Genomic DNA, 17,483 nt, shown 5'->3' on the forward strand with positions numbered 1-17,483 from the left:
TGTGGAGCGGGGATATCCTGAGGCGATGAGCCCGCTGCGCCCCCTCGACCAGTCATCGAAGCTGAAGGACGTCCTCTACGAGATCCGTGGAGAGGCCCTCGTGGAGGCCGACCGGCTCGAGGCCGAGGGGCACACGATCCTCAAGCTCAACACGGGCAACCCGGCGTCGTTCGGGTTCGAGGCGCCGCACCAGATCGTCCGCGACATGATCGCGTCCATCCCGCGTGCCCACGGGTACAGCGACAGCCGTGGCATCATGTCCGCGCGTCGCGCCGTCGTCTCGCGCTACGAGGAGACCCCCGGTTTCCCGCACCTGGACCCCGACCACGTCTACCTCGGCAACGGCGTCTCCGAGCTGATCACGATGACCATGCAGGCGCTGCTGGACGAGGGCGACGAGGTGCTCATCCCCGCCCCGGACTACCCGCTCTGGACCGCGATGACGAGCCTCGGCGGCGGGACCCCCGTGCACTACGTCTGCGACGAGACGAACGAGTGGCAGCCCGACCTCGAGGACATCCGCGCGAAGGTGACGCCGCGGACCAAGGCGATCGTCGTCATCAACCCGAACAACCCGACCGGGGCCGTCTACTCGCGGGCGGTCCTCGAGGGCATCGCGGCGATCGCACGCGAGAACTCGCTGCTGCTGCTGGCCGACGAGATCTACGACCGCATCCTGTTCGACGACGCGGAGCACATCCCCCTCGCGACGATCGCCCCCGACCTGCTGTGCCTGACCTTCAACGGCCTCTCCAAGACGTACCGCGTCGCCGGCTACCGGTCGGGCTGGCTCGCCATCACCGGCCCGAAGGAGCACGCCGAGGGCTTCCTCCACGGCATCAACCTCCTGGCCTCCACGCGCCTGTGCCCCAACGTCCCGGCGCAGTACGCGGTGCAGGCCGCGCTGTCGGGCGTGCAGTCGATCGACTCGCTCATCGCGCCGACGGGCCGCCTCCACGAGCAGCGCGACGCGGCGTGGGAGGGTCTCGAGGCCATCCCGGGCGTCTCGTGCGTGCGTCCTCGCGGCGCGCTCTACGCCTTCCCGCGGTTCGACCCCGAGGTGTACGAGATCCCCGACGACGCGAAGTTCGTGCACGACTTCCTCATCGCGGAGCACGTGCTCCTCGTGCAGGGGTCGGGCTTCAACTGGCCGTCGACGGACCACGTGCGCATCGTCACGCTGCCCGAGGCGCGTGTGCTCACGGACGCCATCGAGCGGCTGGGCAACTTCTTGTCCACCTGGCGTCCCTGACGCGACGGGCCGCCGTGGAGGGCGCGGCACGGCGGGTCACAGCAGCGCCGCGGCCGTGACGCGCCACCGTCGCTCGGTGGCCTCGAGGCGCAGGGCGACGGCCCGCGTGCGCGCCCGGGCGGCGACCACCGCGGCGGCCTCGACGACACCGTCGGCCGGCGACGACAGATGGATGCTGCGGATGCCGTAGTGGGGCCGCTGTGCGGGGGTGTTCCGGGCGCTCCGGGCCCGGGTGGCGAGTCCGGCGCGGGTCACGAGGGCGCGGTAGGCGTCCTCGCTGAACCACCGCGACATCTGCTCGGCCTCCCGCACGCCGGAGAGCACCTCCAGCAGGCCCCGGACGAGGGCGTGAACCAGCGGCAGCGGGTCGGGCAGCTCGCCGTGCCCGCTCGCCGCGTCGGGGTCGGCAGGGACGAGCGCCAGGGACGGCGGCTGCTCGGTGCGCGTCTCGGACGGCGACCGTCGTGCGGTGGTGTCAGGCATGGGAGCTCCCTCGATCGTGTGCCGACGGTGATCGGGGGGCGTCGTCGCGGCCAGTAGAGCACACCCGGGGCGCGCACTCCCACGAGAACCGGGACCTGTGGAGAAGCCGGGGCAGGGGATTCACCGGTCGACGCCGCATCACATCACCCGTCAGCGGCGCCGACGTCACCCTTGCCGGACCCGTGCCTCACCCGTCGGCCCGTCGGCGCGACGACCCCCGCGGGCGGGGCCGGGTCGCCCGCAGAATAGGCTGGTCGCGTGTCGACACTCAGCGAACTCGTCTACGCCCAGGGCCGTTCCAGCGAAGAGGACGTGGAGTGGCTGCACCGCCTCGCCGGCGACGGGCAGCTGCTGGCCGACCTCGCCTTCGCCGACATCGTGATCTGGGTCCCGACCCCCGACGACTCGTTCGTCGCCGTCGCGCACACGCGGCCCGGGGGAGCGGCGACGCTGTTCTACCGGGACATCGTCGGCGACCGGGTGCGCCCGCAGTGGCGGACGCAGGTGCGCGAGGCGTTCCAGAGCGGGCGCATCGTCGACTCGGCCTCCCCGGACTGGTTCGAGGAGACGCCCACGCGCGTGCGGGCCGTCCCCATCGTGCGCACGCTCGCCCGCGACGGACGCGCAGAGGTCACGGTCGGCGTCCTCACGCGCCACACCAACCTCGGCGAGGCGCGCACCCCCTCCCGGCAGCAGATCACCTTCAACGACTGCGCCGACGACCTCTTCGGCATGATCGCCTCCGGCGAGTTCCCCGACCTCAAGGCCCCGACCTCCCCGCGGCGCGGCGCCCCGCGTGCGTCGGACGGCCTCATCCGCCTCGACGTGGACGGCATCACCACGTTCGCGAGCCCCAACGCCCTCTCGGCGTTCAACCGCATGGGCTTCGACGACGAGCTCGAGGGGGAGTCCCTGGCGGAGGTGACGTCCCGCATCCTGCCGGCCAAGCGCCGCGACGTGGACGAGTCGCTGCCGATCGTCGTGACCGGCCGCGCTCCCTGGCGCGCGGACATCGAGGCGCGCGGCGTCCAGGTGTCGCTGCGGACGATCCCGCTGCGCGACCGGGGCACCCGCATCGGCGCGATCGTGCTGAGCCGGGACGTGACGGAGATCCGTCATCAGGAGCAGGAGCTCATCACCAAGGACGCGACGATCCGCGAGATCCACCACCGCGTCAAGAACAACCTGCAGACCGTCGCGTCGCTGCTGCGCATCCAGGCGCGCCGCACCCACTCCGACGAGGCGCGGGACGCCCTGACCCAGGCCATGCGCCGCGTCTCCGCGATCGCGGTCGTGCACGACACGCTGTCGGAGGGCCTGGCACAGAACGTCGACTTCGACGACGTCTTCGCGCGGGTGCTCAAGCTCGTCGCCGAGGTGGCCGCCGCACCGAACACCCGGGCGCGCACGCGCTCGACGGGACGCTTCGGGACGCTGCCGAGCGAGTACGCCACCCCGCTGGCTCTCGCGCTGACCGAGCTCGTCACCAACGCCGTCGAGCACGGACTGGCCGGGCAGGAGGGCGACGTCGAGATCGCGGCGGAGCGCGGCGACGAGATGCTCGAGGTGCGCGTCCGCGACAGCGGCGTCGGTCTGCCCGAGGGGCAGGTCGGTCGGGGTCTCGGGACGCAGATCGTCCGCACCCTCATCCAGGGCGAGCTGGGCGGCACGATCGACTGGCACACCCTCATGGGCAACGGCACCGAGGTCACGATCGAGATCCCGCTGCGCTACATCGACCGCTCGGCGGGCTGACCCGCCCCGAATGCGAAGAACCCGCCCCTCGGGGGCGGGTTCTTCAGCGGGACCGCGAGGTCAGGAGGCGCGGCGGGCGCGGGCGGCGCGGCGCTTGAGGGCGCGACGCTCGTCCTCGGAGAGACCGCCCCACACGCCCGAGTCCTGACCGCTCTCGAGGGCGTACTGCAGGCAGACCTCGGTCACCGTGCAGCGTGCGCAGACCGACTTGGCCTTCTCGATCTGGTCGACGGCCGGGCCGGTGTTGCCGACGGGGAAGAACAGCTCGGGGTCGACGGTCAGGCAGGCTGCTTTATCACGCCAGTCCATGGGGGTGCTCCTTGTTGCGAAAATTTCTTGTGATTCGGGCACCGGTGTTCGGGTCCGGTACCCTTGTGGGAAATGCGAGCGATTGCTCGCCCCACGTCGCTGTGGGAGCACACGGCTTTTTCCATGCTCCCACAGCGCTTCCGGCCGATCAAGAGGTAACCGGCAGGTTTCCAGCGAGCAACGTCGGCGAAACATGTCTTCGAGAGGATGCCGCTCCATGCCGGTCCGTCTTCTGGCCGCCGCCGTCCTGGCCGTCGAGGCGATCGGCATCCTGGCCCTCGCGGCATGGCAGGTCGTCGCCCTCGCCGGCGGCGACACCGACTCCGTCACCAGCTCGATCGCACTCATCGTGCTCACCGTCATCGGAGCGGTCGCCGTCGGCGCCTTCGCCGTGGCGACGGCGCGCGGGGTGTCGGCGGGCCGGTCCGGCGGGATCGTGACCCAGCTGCTCATCCTGTCGGTGGCGCTCGGCGCAGTCACGGGGGAGTGGGCCGAGCCCGGTGTCGCGGCGCTGATCGCCGTGCCGGCCGTGGTCGGCCTGATCCTGCTGATCCTCGCCGTGCGTCAGGCGGCGCCGCGCGCGCGTCGCGACGACGCCTGAGAGTCGGCGGCCCGCGCGCGACTCAGGCCGCGGCGAGGCCGAGCGTCTTGCGCAGACGCGCGACGTGACCCGTCGCCTTGACGTTGTAGAGCGCCTCGACGACGGCGCCCTCCTCGTCGACCACGAAGGTCGAGCGGAGCACGCCGGTGATCGTCTTGCCGTAGTTCTGCTTCTCGCCCCAGGCGCCGTACGCCTCGTGCACGGCGTGGTCGGGGTCGCTGAGCAGCGGGAAGGTCAGGCCGTCGCTGTCGCGGAACGCGCGGAGCTTCTCGGGGGTGTCGCGCGAGATGCCCAGCACCGTGTAGCCGGCCCCCTGCAGCGAGGCGAGGCTGTCGCGGAAGTCGCACGCCTGCGTGGTGCAGCCGGGCGTCTGCGCGGCGGGGTAGAAGTAGAGGATGACGCGGCGACCGCGGAAGTCGCTCAGCGAGACGGGGTGCTCGTCCTGGTCGAGCAGGGTGAAGTCGGGCGCGGCGGAGCCGGGTTCGAGGTTCGTCACCCCTCCAGCCTAGAGCGCTCGATCGCCTGGAACGTCGTCAGCAGCCGGTGCAGCGAGTCCAGTCGGGCGGGTCCGCCGGGACCCAGGCGACCGGATGCCACGGCCTCGGCGATCGCGCAGTCCGGGGCGTCGGGCAGGTGGGTGCAGCCGCGGGGGCACTCCTCCGCGACGGCGGCGAGGTCGGTGAAGGCCCCCAGCACGTTCGACGGATCGACGTGCCCCAGCCCGAAGGAGCGGACGCCCGGGGTGTCGATGACCCAGCCGGACCCGCCCGCCCCGCGGTAGCGCAGCGACACGGCGGAGGACGACGTGTGCCGGCCGCGGCCGGTGACGACGTTGACGTGCCCGATCGCCCGTTCGGAGCCGGTGAGCGCGTTCACGAGCGTCGACTTACCCACCCCGGAGTGTCCGACGAACACGGTCGAGTGCCCCACGAGAGCCTCCCCGATGCGCTCGACCGGCATGTCGCCCTGCGCGCTCGTGAACACGCGGAGGTCGACGCCCTCGAAGTGGGCGAGGAAGTCGCTCGGGTCGGCGAGGTCGGTCTTCGTGACGACGAGCATCGGGCGGATGCCGGCGTCCAGCGCCGCGACGAGGTAGCGGTCGACGAGCCGCGCGCGGGGCTCGGGGTCGGCGGCGGCGACGACGATGAGCATCTGGTCGGCGTTGGCGACGATGACGCGCTCCACCTGGTCGGTGTCGTCGGCACTCCGGCGGAGCAGCGACGTGCGTTCCTCGATGCCGACGATGCGACCGAGGGTGCCCTCGTCGCCGGACAGGTCGCCGACGACGCGGGCGCGGTCGCCGTTGACGATGGGCTGCTTGCGGAGCTCGCGGGCGCGGGTGGCCAGGATGCGGCGCTCGTCCGGCCCGTCCTCGTCGACGAGCACCGTGTAGCGGCCGCGGTCCACGCCGAGCACGCGCGCGATCTGCGCGTCGGCGTGCGCCGGACGCCGCTTGGTCCGCGGACGGTTCGCCTTGGGATTCGGGCGGACCCGGATGGACGACTCGTCGTAGTCGAGATCGTCGTCGTCGTCGCTGTCGTCGAGCCAGCTCACGCGTCAGCCCGTGGCATCCATCCCCAGCATGATCCGCCAGAGCGCGGCGAACTGGGGGAGGGTCTTGGCGGTCGTCCCGATCTCGTCCACGCGGACCCCGGGGACCCGCAGACCGATGAGCGCGCCGGTCGTCGCGAGACGGTGATCGTGGTGCGCCTTCCACTCGCCGCCCCGCAGGGGGCGGGGGACGATCCGGATGCCGTCGGGCAGCTCGTGCGCCTCGCCGCCGAGCGAGCGCAGGTTGCCCACGAGAGCGGCGATGCGGTCGGTCTCGTGTCCGCGGATGTGGCCGATGCCGTGCAGCGTCGTCGGACCGTCGGCGAACGCCGCGAGGCCGAAGATCGTCGGCGCCAGCTCTCCGGCGGCCGAGAGGTCGAGCTCGACGCCGGAGATGCCCTCCCCGGCCGAGACGGTGAGGTTGCCGCCGCGGCGGACGACCCGGGCCCCCATCTCGGTGAGGATGTCGCCGAGCAGGGCGCCCGGCTGCGTCGAGTGCAGCGGCCATCCGGTGACGGTGACGGACCCGCCGACCACCATGGCGGCCGCGAGGAACGGCGCCGCGTTGGACAGGTCGGGCTCGATGGCGACGTCCTTGGCCCGCACGGGGCCGGCGGGCACGATCCACTCGCCCGGCGCGGGGCGCTCGACGTGGATGCCGCGGTGCCCGAGGGCCTCGACGGTCATGTCGATGTGGGGCACGCTCGGCAGGCGCGAGCCGACGTGGCGCAGGCGCAGGCCGACGTCGAAGCGGGGGGCGGCCAGAAGCAGCCCCGAGACGAACTGGCTCGACTGGCTCGCGTCGATGTCGACCTCGCCGCCGCGGATGTGGCCGTGGCCGCGGACCGAGAACGGGAGGGCCCAGTGCCCGCCGTCGTCGATGTCGACGCCGACGTCGCGGAGGGCGGAGATCATCGTGCCCATCGGGCGGTGCAGCGCGCTCTCGTGCGCCGTGACCAGGACGTCGCCGCGGGCGAGGCCTGCGACGGGGGCGACGAAGCGCATGACCGTGCCCGCCTGCCCGCAGTCGACCGTCGCGTCGCCGGTGAACGCCGACGGCGGGGTGACGAGGAGGTCGGGTCCGTAGGGGGAGTCGGTGGGGACGTCCTCGATGGTCACGCCGAGCGCGCGCAGGGCGTCGACCATGCGGGCCGAGTCGTCGGAGTGCAGCGGGGCGTGGAGCATGCCCGGGCCGTCGGCGATGGCGGCGAGGACGAGCTCGCGGTTCGTCAGCGACTTCGAACCGGGCACCGTGATCGCGGCATCCAGGACTCCGTCGGCGACGGGCGCGTCCCATGGGCCGCGCGGGGCGGCGGAGGGGGAGAGCGGGGAATACCCGTGGTCGGTCATCGGTTCCTACCCTACTGAAAGGGGGACGACACGTGACCGCACTTCTCGAGCGCGAGACCGTCCAGTGGCCGGCGGACACGCCGGACGTAGACTGGCGCATGATGGACGACACGGCAGATGCGACGGAGCCCCGCGCGCAGTTCGAAGAGCAGGCGCTGCCCTTCATGGACCAGCTCTATGCGGCGGCGATGCGCATGACGCGCAACCCCGCCGATGCGGCGGACCTCGTGCAGGAGACCTTCGTGAAGGCCTTCGGCTCGTGGGCCTCGTTCACGCAGGGCACGAACCTGAAGGCCTGGCTGTACCGCATCCTGACGAACACGTACATCAACACGTACCGCAAGAAGCAGCGCGAGCCCTACCAGAGCGCGATCGACGACCTGGAGGACTGGCAGCTCGGCGGTGCCGAGTCGACCACCGCCACCAGTGCCCGGTCCGCCGAGGCCGAGGCCATCGACCACATGCCCGCGTCGGTCGTCAAGGACGCGCTGCAGTCGATCCCCGAGGACTTCCGGATGGCGGTGTACCTCGCCGACGTCGAGGGCTTCGCCTACCAGGAGATCGCCGACATCATGAAAACCCCGATCGGCACGGTCATGAGCCGTCTGCACCGCGGCCGGCGGCTGCTGCGAGACCTGCTGTCGGACTACGCGAAGGAGCGCGGCTACCAGGCCGCGACGGGAGTGAAGAAATGAGCGACTGCGGCTGCGACAAGGCACGGCGCGACCTGGAGGAGTACCTCCGCAACGAGGTGTGCAAGACGGAGCACAACGACATCCGCGAGCACCTCGAGAACTGCCCCGGATGCCAGGACGAGGCGCTCGTCGCCCGCACCCTGACCGAGGTGGTCGCACGGGCCTGCAAGGAGACGGCTCCCGACGAGCTGCGCGATCAGGTGCTCACGCGCCTGCGCTCGATCCAGGCGACGCACTAGTCGTCCGGGCTCCCGCGATCCGGGACAAGCCCGCCGGACACGGACGCCGGCCCTCCCTAGGCTGGGGGCATGGCTCACACCGACACCGCGACTCTGCCCCTGGACGCCTCGTCATCGCAGGCCCTCGCCGAGAACGAGCTGGAGTACGCGCTCGTCTCCGGCGACGGCGACGACTTCGTGCCCTACCTCCGGTCGGTGGTCCGCGGGTTCCTGGACGAGGAGCCGACGGACGAGGTGGTCGAGACGGCACGGCGCGCGATGCGCGCCCGGCGGCTGATCGGCGTCTTCGACCGCGCGGGCGAGGCGCCCGACGCCCCGGTGGGCACGATCGAGTCCTGGCCGTCGGAGCTGACCGTCTCGCCCGAGCGGACGCTCCCGCTCTGGTCCATCAGCGCCGTCACCGTCGCCCCCACGCACCGGCGGCGGGGGATCGCCCGCGCGATGCTCACCGGTGAGCTGCGCACGGCGGCGGCCGCCGGCTTCGCGGTCGCGGGGCTCACGGTCACCGAGGCCACCATCTACGGGCGGTGGGGCTTCTCACCCGCGGCCTGGGCGTCGGACGTCGTGATCGACAGCCGCCGCGCCGCATTCACCGGCCCGGTGGCATCCGGTCGTCTCGACTTCGTGGCCCGCGAGACCCTCCCCGTGCGGCTCGAGACGCTGCACGAGCGCATCCGCGTCCAGCGTCCGGGCTCGGTCCGCGGGTGGGAGGCGCGGTGGCGCGGCATGGCCGGGCTGAACCCCGACGACAAGGAGGCCCGCAAGGTGCGCGCCGTCGCCTACACCGATGCGGCGGGGGAGGAGCGCGGCATCCTGGTGTACACGCTCGCCGAGAAGGACGGGTCGGCGTTCACGGACCACGAGCTGCGGGTGCGGATCCTGCTCGCGGACGACGACGAGGCCGTCGCGGCGCTCTGGCGCTTCGCCCTCGAGCACGATCTCGTCTCGCGGGTCACGGCCAGCCTGCAGCCCGCGGTCCCGCCGGTGCAGTGGATGGTGTCCGACCGGCGCGCGGTCACCGCGACGCTCACCGACCATCACTGGCTGCGCGTGCTCGACGTGCCCCGCGCGCTCGCGGCGCGGACGTACGCGGCCGCGCTGACGACGACGATCCGCGTCGAGGACCCCCTGGGCTTCGCCGACGGCACCTGGTCGCTCCGGATCGACGAGGAGGGAACCGCGGAGGTCGTCCCCGTCGACGACGAGGCCGACGTGACGCTGTCGGTCAACGCGCTGGGCTCGCTCCTGCTCGGCGGCGTCCGTGCCACCGAGCTGTCCGTCGCGGGTCTCGTCCGCGGCGGTCCGGACGCGCTCGCCGCGCTCGACGCGGCCTTCGCGCCCGCCGCGACGCCGCTGCTCGACATCTGGTACTGATCCGCCGGGTTCACGGCATCCGGTATCGAGTTCTGGAGTAGCATCCCGCCGATGTCCCACACCACGACGACCCCGCCGGCCCCGACCCGCGGCGCGGTCCTGCGCGCCCGTCTGCGCTCCCTCGGCGACGCGTTGCGGCGCTACGCGGCCGTCAACCCGGTCGCGCTGGCCTTCGCGGTTGCCATCCTCTCGGCGTCCGCCGCCACGGGGTCGTTGTGGGGGACGGACGCCTCGGCCTGGGGCGCGGGGCCCCTGTCCACCTTCGTGTCGGGGCGGTGGTGGACGCTCGTCACCGCCCTGGTGGTGCCGGACTCGACCGTGGACGCGCTGGCGTCGATCCTCGTCGCCGTGACACTGCTGGCGTGGGCGGAGCGGCGTCTGGGCTCCCGGCGCACCGCCGCCCTCCTCGGCGGACTCGGCGTCCTCGGCCTGCTGACGGGCATCGGCCTGCACGCGGCGGCGTGGGGGCTCACCGACCTCCGCCCCGTCATCGCCACCGAGGTGCCCGTCCTCGATCCCACGATCACCTCGGCCGCCGTCGTCATGGCCGCGTCGGCGATGGCATCCACGCTCTGGCGACGCCGGGTGCGGCTCGTCGGCTTCGCCCTGCTCGCGCTGTTCGCGCTCTACGCGGGCGACGCGGACTCCTGGTACCGACTCATCGCGGCCACGCTCGGCCTGCTGACCGGGGCGTTCCTCGCCCGCGGCAGCGCGCGGGGGTCCTGGCACCGCAGCTCGACGCGCGAGACGCGGACCCTGCTGGCGCTGCTGACGACCGTCGTGGGGCTGGGGCCGCTGGTCGCCCTCGTCAGCGGCGGGGGGCGCGGTCCGCTCTCGCTCGTGGTCGACGCCTACACGCAGTTCGACGAGGCGCTCATCGAGCAGTGCGACCAGCTGTCGTCGTCGGCGTGCGACGAGCAGTTCGCGCTCCTCATGACCCGGGGCGTGGGTCCCGCCCTGCTGGCCGTGACGCCGCTCGTGCTGCTGCTCATCGCCGCCTGGGGCCTGCGGCAGGGACGCCGCGCGGCCCTCGTGCTGGCGGTCGCGGTGCTCGTGGCATCCGCGGTCCTCCCCGTCGTGTCGCTGCTCGACGGCCGCCTGGTCATCGACCCGTGGGTGGACGGCAGCGGCGCCGAGTACGTGCTGTGGGCGCTGGCGTCGATCGTCATCCCGCTCGCCCTGGCGGCCGCGCTGCTGGTCGCGCGCGAGCGGTTCCGGATCCGGGCGACGGCCCGGGCGGCCCGGACGGTCGCTGTCGTCGTGGGGGCGGCGTTCGTCGTCTGCGGTGCGGCCTTCTTCGTCGTCGAGGAGGTCAACCGCCGGGAGTTCGACCGCGACCTCGGCGTCCTCGACCTGCTCGGCCTCACGGTGCGCCGCTTCATCCCGCCCGTCTTCCTCCACCCGCCGGGGTCGTCTCCGTTCCCGCACCACGGTCCGGCGCTGTTCGTCTACCAGTGGGTGGGCGTGCTGTTCTGGGCGATCGTCTGCGCGGCGCTGCTGTGGCTGTTCCGCAAGGTGCAGCGGCCGGACGCGGGGGACGACCGTCTGTACCGGGACCTGCTGCGCCGCGGCAGCGACACCCTCGGCTTCCTCGGCACCTGGGAGGGCAACCGCTACTGGTACGCCGAGGACCGCACCGCCGCCGTCGCCTACCGCCTCGTCGGCGACGTCGCGCTCGCCGTCGGGGATCCGCTCGCCGCCCCGGGGGAGCGTCCCGCCGCCCTCGCCGGATTCACCGACTACTGCCTCGAGCAGGGCTGGACGCCGGCGTTCTACAGCATCCACGCCGAGACCATGGACGATCTCCGGGCCCGCGGCTGGCGGGAGGTGCCGGTAGGAGTGGAGACCGTGATGGACCTGCCGGGCCTGGAGTTCGCCGGCAAGGCCTGGCAGAAGGTGCGGCAGCCGTTGACCCGCGCGGAGCGTGACGGCTTCACCTCGATCTGGACGCGCTGGCCGGATCTCACGGTCTCGCAGGCCTCGCAGGTCGTGGCCATCGATGAGGAGTGGGTGGCCGACCGGGCCCTCCCCGAGATGGGGTTCACCCTGGGCTCGCTCGAGGAGCTGCGCGACCCCGAGGTGCGCCTGCAGCTCGCGGTCGGCCCGGACGGGCGCATCGAGGCCGTGACGAGCTGGATGCCGAGCTGGGAGCACGGTCGCATCACCGGCTGGACCCTCGACTTCATGCGGCGGCGCGCGGACGGTCAGAACGGCATGATGGAGTTCCTCATCGCCAAGGCCGCGCTGCAGTTGCAGTCCGAGGGGGCGACGGTGCTCAGCCTGTCGGGTGCGCCCCTCGCGGACGACCCGGGCGAGGAGCCGGGGGCGGATGCCTCCCCGTTGCGGGCCGTGCTGCGCTGGCTCGCCGAGGTGCTCGAGCCGGCCTATGGCTTCGCCTCGCTGTTCCGCTTCAAGGGCAAGTTCCGCCCCCGTTACCGCCCGCTGTCGCTGGCGTACCGGGATCCGCTGGAGCTGCCCGCCATCGGGGCGGCCGTGGGCCGCGCCTATCTGCCGGACGCCTCCCGCCGCGAGCTCGTCGCCCTCGCTCGGACGGCGTGGGAGGGACGCAAGTGAGGAAGTTCTTCCTGTCGATCGAGCTCATCGACAGCCCCCTGCTCGCCGTCGTGGCGGCGATCGCCGTGGCCGGTGCGCTGGCGGTCATTCTCTGGCCGCGCCGACGGGTGGTGCTGACCCTGGTGATCGGCGTGATCGCCGGCGCCGTGATGTACGTCGTGGCGCTCATCCTGAACGCCCTCGAGACGATGCAGGGCCCGCTGCCCGTCGGGGCGGCGAAGTGGTCGGCGCTGGCGGTGTTCGGCATCGCCATCGGGGTCGTCGGCATCTGCCGGCGCCCGTGGGGGCGTCGCATCGTCGGCGTGGTGACGGTGCTCGCCTCGCTGCTGGCCGGCGCCCTCGGGGTGAACGCGGCGTACGGAGTGACCCATACGCCGGCCGCTGTCCTCGGCATCCAGGCCCTCGACGCCGCCGACCTGCCGACCACGAACGCCACCGAGGGTGACCCCGCGACCCTCTACCAGCGGTGGCAGCCGCCGGCGGACATGCCGACGCAGGGGACGGTGAGCGCCCTGAGCGGGAGCGCGCAGATCCCGACGGGGCAGTTCGCCGCTCGCGACGCCTCGCTCTATCTCCCGCCCGCCGCCCTCGTCGCCGACCCGCCGGCCCTCCCGCTCCTCGTCTTCATGATGGGCCAGCCGGGGTCGCCCGACCCGACGAGCCTGGCGAAGGCGCTCGACGCCTACGCCGCGCAGAACCGCGGCCTCGCGCCGATCGCGGTCGTCGTCGACCAGCTGGCGGCGTCCACGAGCGACCCCGCCTGTGCGGACTCCGCGATGTACGGCGCGGTGAGCACTTACATCAATGAGCTGCTGCCGCAGTGGGCGAAGACCCACCTCAATGTCACCCCGGACAACCGCTACTGGACGATCGGCGGGTTCTCGAACGGCGGCTCGTGCGCGGCGTTCTACGGCGCGGGTCACCCGGACGTCTGGGGCAACATCCTCGACGTGTCGGGCAACGAGTACCCCGGGTCCGAGCACGTGAGCGAGACCGTCGCCGACGTCTACGGCGGCAACGCGACCGCGTTCGAGGCGGCCAAGCCGTCCTCACTCATGGCCGCCGCACCGGCCGGCACGTTCGACGGGCACACCGCCGTGTTCACCTGGGGTGCGGACGACACGACCTACGGTCCCGGACAGGCGTCGAACGCGCAGGCCGCGCAGAAGGCCGGGTTCACGACCCTCACCTACACCGTGCCCGGCGCCGGACACACGGGTCAGGCGCTGGACGCCGGACTGGCGTGGGGGATCCCCCGCCTCGCTCCCGCGCTCGGGCTCGCGGCGCCGTCCACCTGATCCGACCCGGCCGTGCGGCTGAGCGCCGCCGGGCGGGTCGGCTCGCGGCGCCGTCCACCTGATTCGACGCGGCCGTGCGGCTGAGCGCCGCCGGGCGGTGCGCTCCGTCCGGGACGACGACGGGGCCCGGCCGACGCGATGTCGACCGGGCCCCGGGGTCCGCTGTCGCGGGTCAGCGCGCGAGCGCCGCCTTCATGATCTCGGCGTGCTCGGAGGCGTGCACCTTCGGCGAGCCGGTCGCCGTCGACGCCGCCGCGGCGCGGGAGATGCACCGGATGGCGCGTCCGCCCAGCTGCTGCGCGACCTCGAGGGCGATGAACGGCCAGGCGCCCTGGTTCTCGGGCTCGTCCTGGACCCACACCAGCTCGGCGTTCGGGTAGTTCTCCAGCACGCGGGTCAGCTGCTCGACCGGCGCCGGGTAGTACTGCTCGAGACGGACCAGCGCGACGGCCGGGTTGGGGTTCTTCTCGAGCTCCGCACGCAGGTCCCAGTGGATCTTGCCGGCGTGCAGCAGCACGCGGGTGACGGCGCCGCGGTCGCCGCCGCGGTCGTCGTCGAGCACCGGCTCGAACCGACCCTCGAGGAAGTCCTCGACGGGGCTCGTCGCGCCGCGCAGGCGGAGCATCGCCTTGGGCGTGAACACGACGAGCGGGCGGCGCGGGCGCTGGTAGGCCTGACGGCGGAGCAGGTGGAAGTACGACGCCGGGGTCGAGGGACGCGCGACGATCATGTTGTCCTGCGCGCACATCTGCAGGTAGCGCTCGATGCGCGCCGACGAGTGGTCCGGTCCCTGGCCCTCGTAGCCGTGGGGCAGGAGGAGGACGACGCTGGACTGCTGCGCCCACTTCTGGTCCGCCGACGAGATGAACTCGTCGATGACGGACTGCGCGCCGTTGGCGAAGTCGCCGAACTGCGCCTCCCACAGCACCAGCGCGTCGGAGCGCTCCACCGAGTAGCCGTACTCGAAGGCCATCGCGGCGTACTCGCTGAGCAGCGAGTCGTAGACCCAGAAGCGGCCCTGGTTCTCGCTGAGGTTGGTCAGCGGGAGCCATTCCTGGCCGTTCGAGCGGTCGTGGAGCACCGAGTGGCGCTGCACGAACGTCCCGCGACGGGAGTCCTGACCGGCCAGGCGCACCGGGGTGCCCTCCATCAGCACGGAGCCGAAGGCGAGGAGCTCGCCGAAGGCCCAGTCGATGTTGCCGTTGCGGCTCATGTCGTAGCGCTTGTCGAGCAGCTGCTGCAGCTTGTTGTGGACGGTGAAGCCGTCGGGCTTGTTCACGAACGCGTCGCCGATGTGCTGGACGACCTCGCGCGAGACGCCGGTGGTCTCGGGCTCGCCCGTCGGCACCTCGTCGGCCGCGTCGGTCGAGACGACCGGGTTGGTGCCGGTCTCGGCCTCGTGCGTGTCCGCGAAGGCGACCTCGAGGCGGTTCTGGAAGTCCTGCTTCGCCTGCTCGTACTCGTCCTCGGTGATGTCGCCGCGACCGACGAGCGACTCCGTGTAGAGACGGCGCACCGATCGCTTGGCCTCGATGAGGTTGGTCATCAGCGGCTGCGTCATCGAGGGGTCGTCGCCCTCGTTGTGACCGCGGCGGCGGTAGCAGACGAGGTCGATCACGACGTCGCGGTGGAACTCCTCCCGGTACAGGAACGCGAGCTCGGCGGCGCGGACGACGGCCTCGGGGTCGTCGCCGTTCACGTGGAGGATCGGGGCCTGGACCGTCTTGGCGACGTCCGTGGCGTACACCGAGGTGCGCGCGTCGGTCGGCGTGGTGGTGAAGCCGACCTGGTTGTTGACCACGACGTGGATCGTGCCGCCGGTGCGGTAGCCGCGCAGCTGCGACATCTGCAGCGTCTCGACCACGACGCCCTGACCCGCGAAGGCGGCGTCGCCGTGGACGAGGATCGGCAGCCACGAGAACGTGCCGATGGGCTTGCGGTCCTGCTTGGCGCGGACGATGCCCTCGAGCACGCCGTCGACGGTCTCGAGGTGCGACGGGTTGGCCGCCAGGTACACGGGGAGCTCGTCGCCGGCGTCGCCGACGAAGGTGCCCTCGGTGCCGAGGTGGTACTTCACGTCGCCCGAGCCGCGCTTGCTGCCGATGGCGACCGCGCCCTCGAACTCGCGGAAGACCTGACCGTACGTCTTGCCGGCGATGTTGGTGAGGACGTTCAGGCGACCGCGGTGCGCCATACCGATGGCGGCGCCGTCGAGACCGACGGAGGCGGCGCCCTGGAGGATCTGGTCGAGCAGCGGGATGAGCGACTCCCCGCCCTCGAGGCTGAAGCGCTTCTGGCCGACGTACTTGGTCTGCAGGAACGTCTCGAACGCCTCGGCCTGGTTCAGTTTCGACAGGATGCGCAGCTGCTCGTCGTGGCCGGGCTTGGTGTACTTGACCTCGACCTGCCGCTGGAACCACTGGCGCTGGGCCGGGTCCTGGATGTGCATGTACTCGATGCCGATGGTGCGGCAGTACGAGTCGCGCAGCACGCCGAGGATGTCGCGCAGCTTCGCCACGCGCTTGGCACCGAGGCCGCCGGTCACGAACTCGCGGTCGAGGTCCCAGAAGGTCAGGCCGTGCGACTCGATCTCGAGGTCGGGGTGCGTGCGCTGCACGTACTCGAGCGGGTCGATGTCGGCCATGAGGTGGCCGCGGACCCGGTAGGAGTTGATGAGCTCCTGGACGCGCGCGCTCTTGTCGATGCGCTCGGACAGGTCGACGCTGATGTCGGCCGCCCAGTGGATGGGCGCGTAGGGGATGCGCAGGGCCGCGAAGATGTCGTCGTAGAAGCCGCGCTGGCCGATGAGCAGCTCGTGCACCTTCTTGAGGAACTCGCCGGAGCCGGCGCCCTGGATCACGCGGTGGTCGTAGGTGCTGGTGAGGGTGATCGTCTTGCCGATCGCCATCTCGTTGAGCGTCTTCTCGCTCGCGCCCTGGAACTCGGCGGGGTACTCGAGCGCGCCGGCGCCGACGATGCAGCCCTGGCCGCGCATGAGCCGCGGGACCGAGTGGACCGTGCCGATGCCGCCCGGGTTGGTGAGCGAGACGGTGGTGCCCTGGAAGTCGGCCGCGGTCAGCTTGTTGTTGCGGGCGCGGCGCACGAGGTCCTCGTAGGACGCGAGGAACTCGCTGAACGTGAGGGTGTCGGCGCGCTTGATGCTCGGCACCATGAGCGCGCGGGTGCCGTCGGGCTTGGGCAGGTCGATCGCGATGCCCAGGTTCACGTGCGCGGGGGCGACGACGGCCGGCTTGCCGTCGATCTCGGCGTAGTACACGTTCTGGCTCGGGAACTCCTTGAGCGCCTGGATCAGCGCCCACCCGATGAGGTGCGTGAAGCTCACCTTGCCGCCGCGCGTGCGGGACATGTGGTTGTTGATGACGATGCGGTTGTCGATCATCAGCTTCGCGGGCACGGTGCGCACGCTCGTGGCGGTGGGAACCGTCAGCGACTCGTCCATGTTGGAGGCGAGCGCCTTCGGCATCCCCTTGAGGACGGTGACCCGGTCCTCCTCGGTGCTCTCGCTCGCGGCGGACGGCGCCGACGCGGGCGCCTGCGCGGGGATCGGCTGCGGAGCGGCGGGCTTCGCGGTGGTGCGTGCCACCGGCGCCTGGCCCACCACGGGAATCGGTGCCGTCACCGGCTTCGGCTCGGTGGGAGCTGTCGCGGACGGCGGGGCGGCGGCGGTTCCGTCGACGACCGGGTGGTACGCCTCCAGAATCGGCCACCAGGCCTTGTCCACGGAGTGCTTGTCGACCTTGAACTGTTCGTAGAGCTCGTCTACGAGCCACTCGTTCGCGCCGAACTCGCCCTCGCTCGAAGTACCGACGCCCGTCACCTGGCTCGACACAGTCGATCGCCTGCTTTCCTCGATGAAGATTCCTGTGGATGCGCGCATCCGTCGGCAGGAAGTCGTCGACGTTGCGCGCGATACTCCAGCCTAGCCGAGGTTCCCGCCCGCCTTCCGGGTCTTTACATTCCCCTGATGTGGTGAGGTGGATG

At 72.0% G+C, this 17,483-nt stretch carries 14 protein-coding genes; 8 read left to right on the forward strand and 6 right to left on the reverse strand.

Annotated features, from left to right (window positions below; genetic code table 11):
• The first annotated feature begins 25 nt into the window (after nucleotides 1–25).
• On the forward strand, nucleotides 26–1,252 hold the full coding sequence (locus MRBLMI1_RS08545; RefSeq protein WP_367729926.1) for a pyridoxal phosphate-dependent aminotransferase: 1,227 nt from the start codon (nucleotides 26–28) through the stop codon (nucleotides 1,250–1,252).
• A gap of 36 nt (nucleotides 1,253–1,288) precedes the next feature.
• Here the strand turns inward: MRBLMI1_RS08545 and MRBLMI1_RS08550 are convergent, their stop codons facing one another.
• Nucleotides 1,289–1,735, reverse strand: a complete 447-nt coding sequence (locus MRBLMI1_RS08550; protein ID WP_367729927.1) for an Rv3235 family protein — start codon at nucleotides 1,733–1,735, stop codon at nucleotides 1,289–1,291.
• A 258-nt stretch (nucleotides 1,736–1,993) separates the two neighbouring features.
• Here MRBLMI1_RS08550 and MRBLMI1_RS08555 point away from each other — a divergent pair, with 258 nt between their 5' ends.
• Complete coding sequence (locus MRBLMI1_RS08555) at nucleotides 1,994–3,490, forward strand: sensor histidine kinase (RefSeq protein WP_367729928.1); 1,497 nt, start codon at nucleotides 1,994–1,996, stop codon at nucleotides 3,488–3,490.
• A 60-nt stretch (nucleotides 3,491–3,550) separates the two neighbouring features.
• Here the strand turns inward: MRBLMI1_RS08555 and MRBLMI1_RS08560 are convergent, their stop codons facing one another.
• Entirely contained in the window at nucleotides 3,551–3,799 is a 249-nt protein-coding gene (locus tag MRBLMI1_RS08560) for a WhiB family transcriptional regulator (RefSeq protein ID WP_013583608.1), read from the reverse strand.
• Between the two features lie 217 nt (nucleotides 3,800–4,016).
• Here MRBLMI1_RS08560 and MRBLMI1_RS08565 point away from each other — a divergent pair, with 217 nt between their 5' ends.
• The gene (locus tag MRBLMI1_RS08565; protein ID WP_367729929.1) at nucleotides 4,017–4,400 is read left to right on the forward strand and encodes a histidine kinase; all 384 of its coding nucleotides are present in this window, start codon (nucleotides 4,017–4,019) and stop codon (nucleotides 4,398–4,400) included.
• A 22-nt stretch (nucleotides 4,401–4,422) separates the two neighbouring features.
• Here MRBLMI1_RS08565 and bcp read toward each other — a convergent pair whose 3' ends face one another.
• The 3 genes from bcp to aroA are packed head-to-tail and all read right to left on the reverse strand — an operon-like array spanning nucleotide 4,423 to nucleotide 7,301.
• On the reverse strand, nucleotides 4,423–4,896 hold the full coding sequence (gene bcp, locus MRBLMI1_RS08570) for a thioredoxin-dependent thiol peroxidase (protein WP_367729930.1): 474 nt from the start codon (nucleotides 4,894–4,896) through the stop codon (nucleotides 4,423–4,425).
• Nucleotides 4,893–5,954, reverse strand: coding sequence for a ribosome small subunit-dependent GTPase A (gene rsgA, locus MRBLMI1_RS08575; RefSeq protein ID WP_367729931.1), 1,062 nt, complete (start codon nucleotides 5,952–5,954; stop codon nucleotides 4,893–4,895). The genes bcp and rsgA overlap by 4 nt, the downstream gene beginning before the upstream one ends.
• Nucleotides 5,955–5,957: 3 nt before the next feature.
• Nucleotides 5,958–7,301, reverse strand: coding sequence for a 3-phosphoshikimate 1-carboxyvinyltransferase (gene aroA, locus MRBLMI1_RS08580; protein ID WP_367729932.1), 1,344 nt, complete (start codon nucleotides 7,299–7,301; stop codon nucleotides 5,958–5,960).
• 98 nt (nucleotides 7,302–7,399) lie between these two features.
• Between aroA and MRBLMI1_RS08585 the strand changes: the two genes are divergently transcribed.
• From MRBLMI1_RS08585 to MRBLMI1_RS08605, 5 genes are all read left to right on the forward strand, one after another.
• Nucleotides 7,400–7,996, forward strand: coding sequence for a sigma-70 family RNA polymerase sigma factor (locus tag MRBLMI1_RS08585; RefSeq protein ID WP_367730928.1), 597 nt, complete (start codon nucleotides 7,400–7,402; stop codon nucleotides 7,994–7,996).
• Nucleotides 7,993–8,235 (forward strand): zf-HC2 domain-containing protein, encoded by a 243-nt coding sequence (locus tag MRBLMI1_RS08590; protein WP_367729933.1) that lies wholly within the window; start codon nucleotides 7,993–7,995, stop codon nucleotides 8,233–8,235. Before MRBLMI1_RS08585 ends, MRBLMI1_RS08590 begins: the two co-directional genes overlap by 4 nt.
• Nucleotides 8,236–8,304: 69 nt before the next feature.
• Nucleotides 8,305–9,609, forward strand: coding sequence for a GNAT family N-acetyltransferase (locus tag MRBLMI1_RS08595; protein ID WP_367729934.1), 1,305 nt, complete (start codon nucleotides 8,305–8,307; stop codon nucleotides 9,607–9,609).
• Nucleotides 9,610–9,660: 51 nt separating this feature from the next.
• Nucleotides 9,661–12,183 carry a bifunctional lysylphosphatidylglycerol flippase/synthetase MprF gene (locus MRBLMI1_RS08600; RefSeq protein WP_367729935.1) on the forward strand — a complete coding sequence of 841 codons (2,523 nt, stop codon included), beginning with the start codon at nucleotides 9,661–9,663 and terminating at the stop codon, nucleotides 12,181–12,183.
• Nucleotides 12,180–13,481, forward strand: a complete 1,302-nt coding sequence (locus MRBLMI1_RS08605; protein WP_367729936.1) for an alpha/beta hydrolase-fold protein — start codon at nucleotides 12,180–12,182, stop codon at nucleotides 13,479–13,481. Before MRBLMI1_RS08600 ends, MRBLMI1_RS08605 begins: the two co-directional genes overlap by 4 nt.
• A gap of 172 nt (nucleotides 13,482–13,653) precedes the next feature.
• On the opposite strand, the gene MRBLMI1_RS08610 is transcribed toward MRBLMI1_RS08605, so the two are convergent.
• Entirely contained in the window at nucleotides 13,654–17,331 is a 3,678-nt protein-coding gene (locus tag MRBLMI1_RS08610) for a multifunctional oxoglutarate decarboxylase/oxoglutarate dehydrogenase thiamine pyrophosphate-binding subunit/dihydrolipoyllysine-residue succinyltransferase subunit (RefSeq protein WP_367729937.1), read from the reverse strand.
• Nucleotides 17,332–17,483: the final 152 nt, after the last annotated feature.

The sequence above is a fragment of the Microbacterium sp. LMI1-1-1.1 genome (assembly GCF_040815675.1).
Lineage (GTDB): Bacteria > Actinomycetota > Actinomycetes > Actinomycetales > Microbacteriaceae > Microbacterium.

Excerpts from the sequence above, each read along its gene's own strand:
- MRBLMI1_RS08545 (WP_367729926.1), top strand. The coding sequence starts at position 26 with ATGAGCCCGCTGCGCCCCCTCGACCAGTCATCGAAGCTGAAGGACGTC.
- MRBLMI1_RS08550 (WP_367729927.1), bottom strand. The coding sequence starts at position 1,735 with ATGCCTGACACCACCGCACGACGGTCGCCGTCCGAGACGCGCACCGAG.
- MRBLMI1_RS08560 (WP_013583608.1), bottom strand. The coding sequence starts at position 3,799 with ATGGACTGGCGTGATAAAGCAGCCTGCCTGACCGTCGACCCCGAGCTG.
- MRBLMI1_RS08565 (WP_367729929.1), top strand. The coding sequence starts at position 4,017 with ATGCCGGTCCGTCTTCTGGCCGCCGCCGTCCTGGCCGTCGAGGCGATC.
- aroA (WP_367729932.1), bottom strand. The coding sequence starts at position 7,301 with ATGACCGACCACGGGTATTCCCCGCTCTCCCCCTCCGCCGCCCCGCGC.
- MRBLMI1_RS08585 (WP_367730928.1), top strand. The coding sequence starts at position 7,400 with ATGATGGACGACACGGCAGATGCGACGGAGCCCCGCGCGCAGTTCGAA.
- MRBLMI1_RS08590 (WP_367729933.1), top strand. The coding sequence starts at position 7,993 with ATGAGCGACTGCGGCTGCGACAAGGCACGGCGCGACCTGGAGGAGTAC.
- MRBLMI1_RS08595 (WP_367729934.1), top strand. The coding sequence starts at position 8,305 with ATGGCTCACACCGACACCGCGACTCTGCCCCTGGACGCCTCGTCATCG.
- MRBLMI1_RS08600 (WP_367729935.1), top strand. The coding sequence starts at position 9,661 with ATGTCCCACACCACGACGACCCCGCCGGCCCCGACCCGCGGCGCGGTC.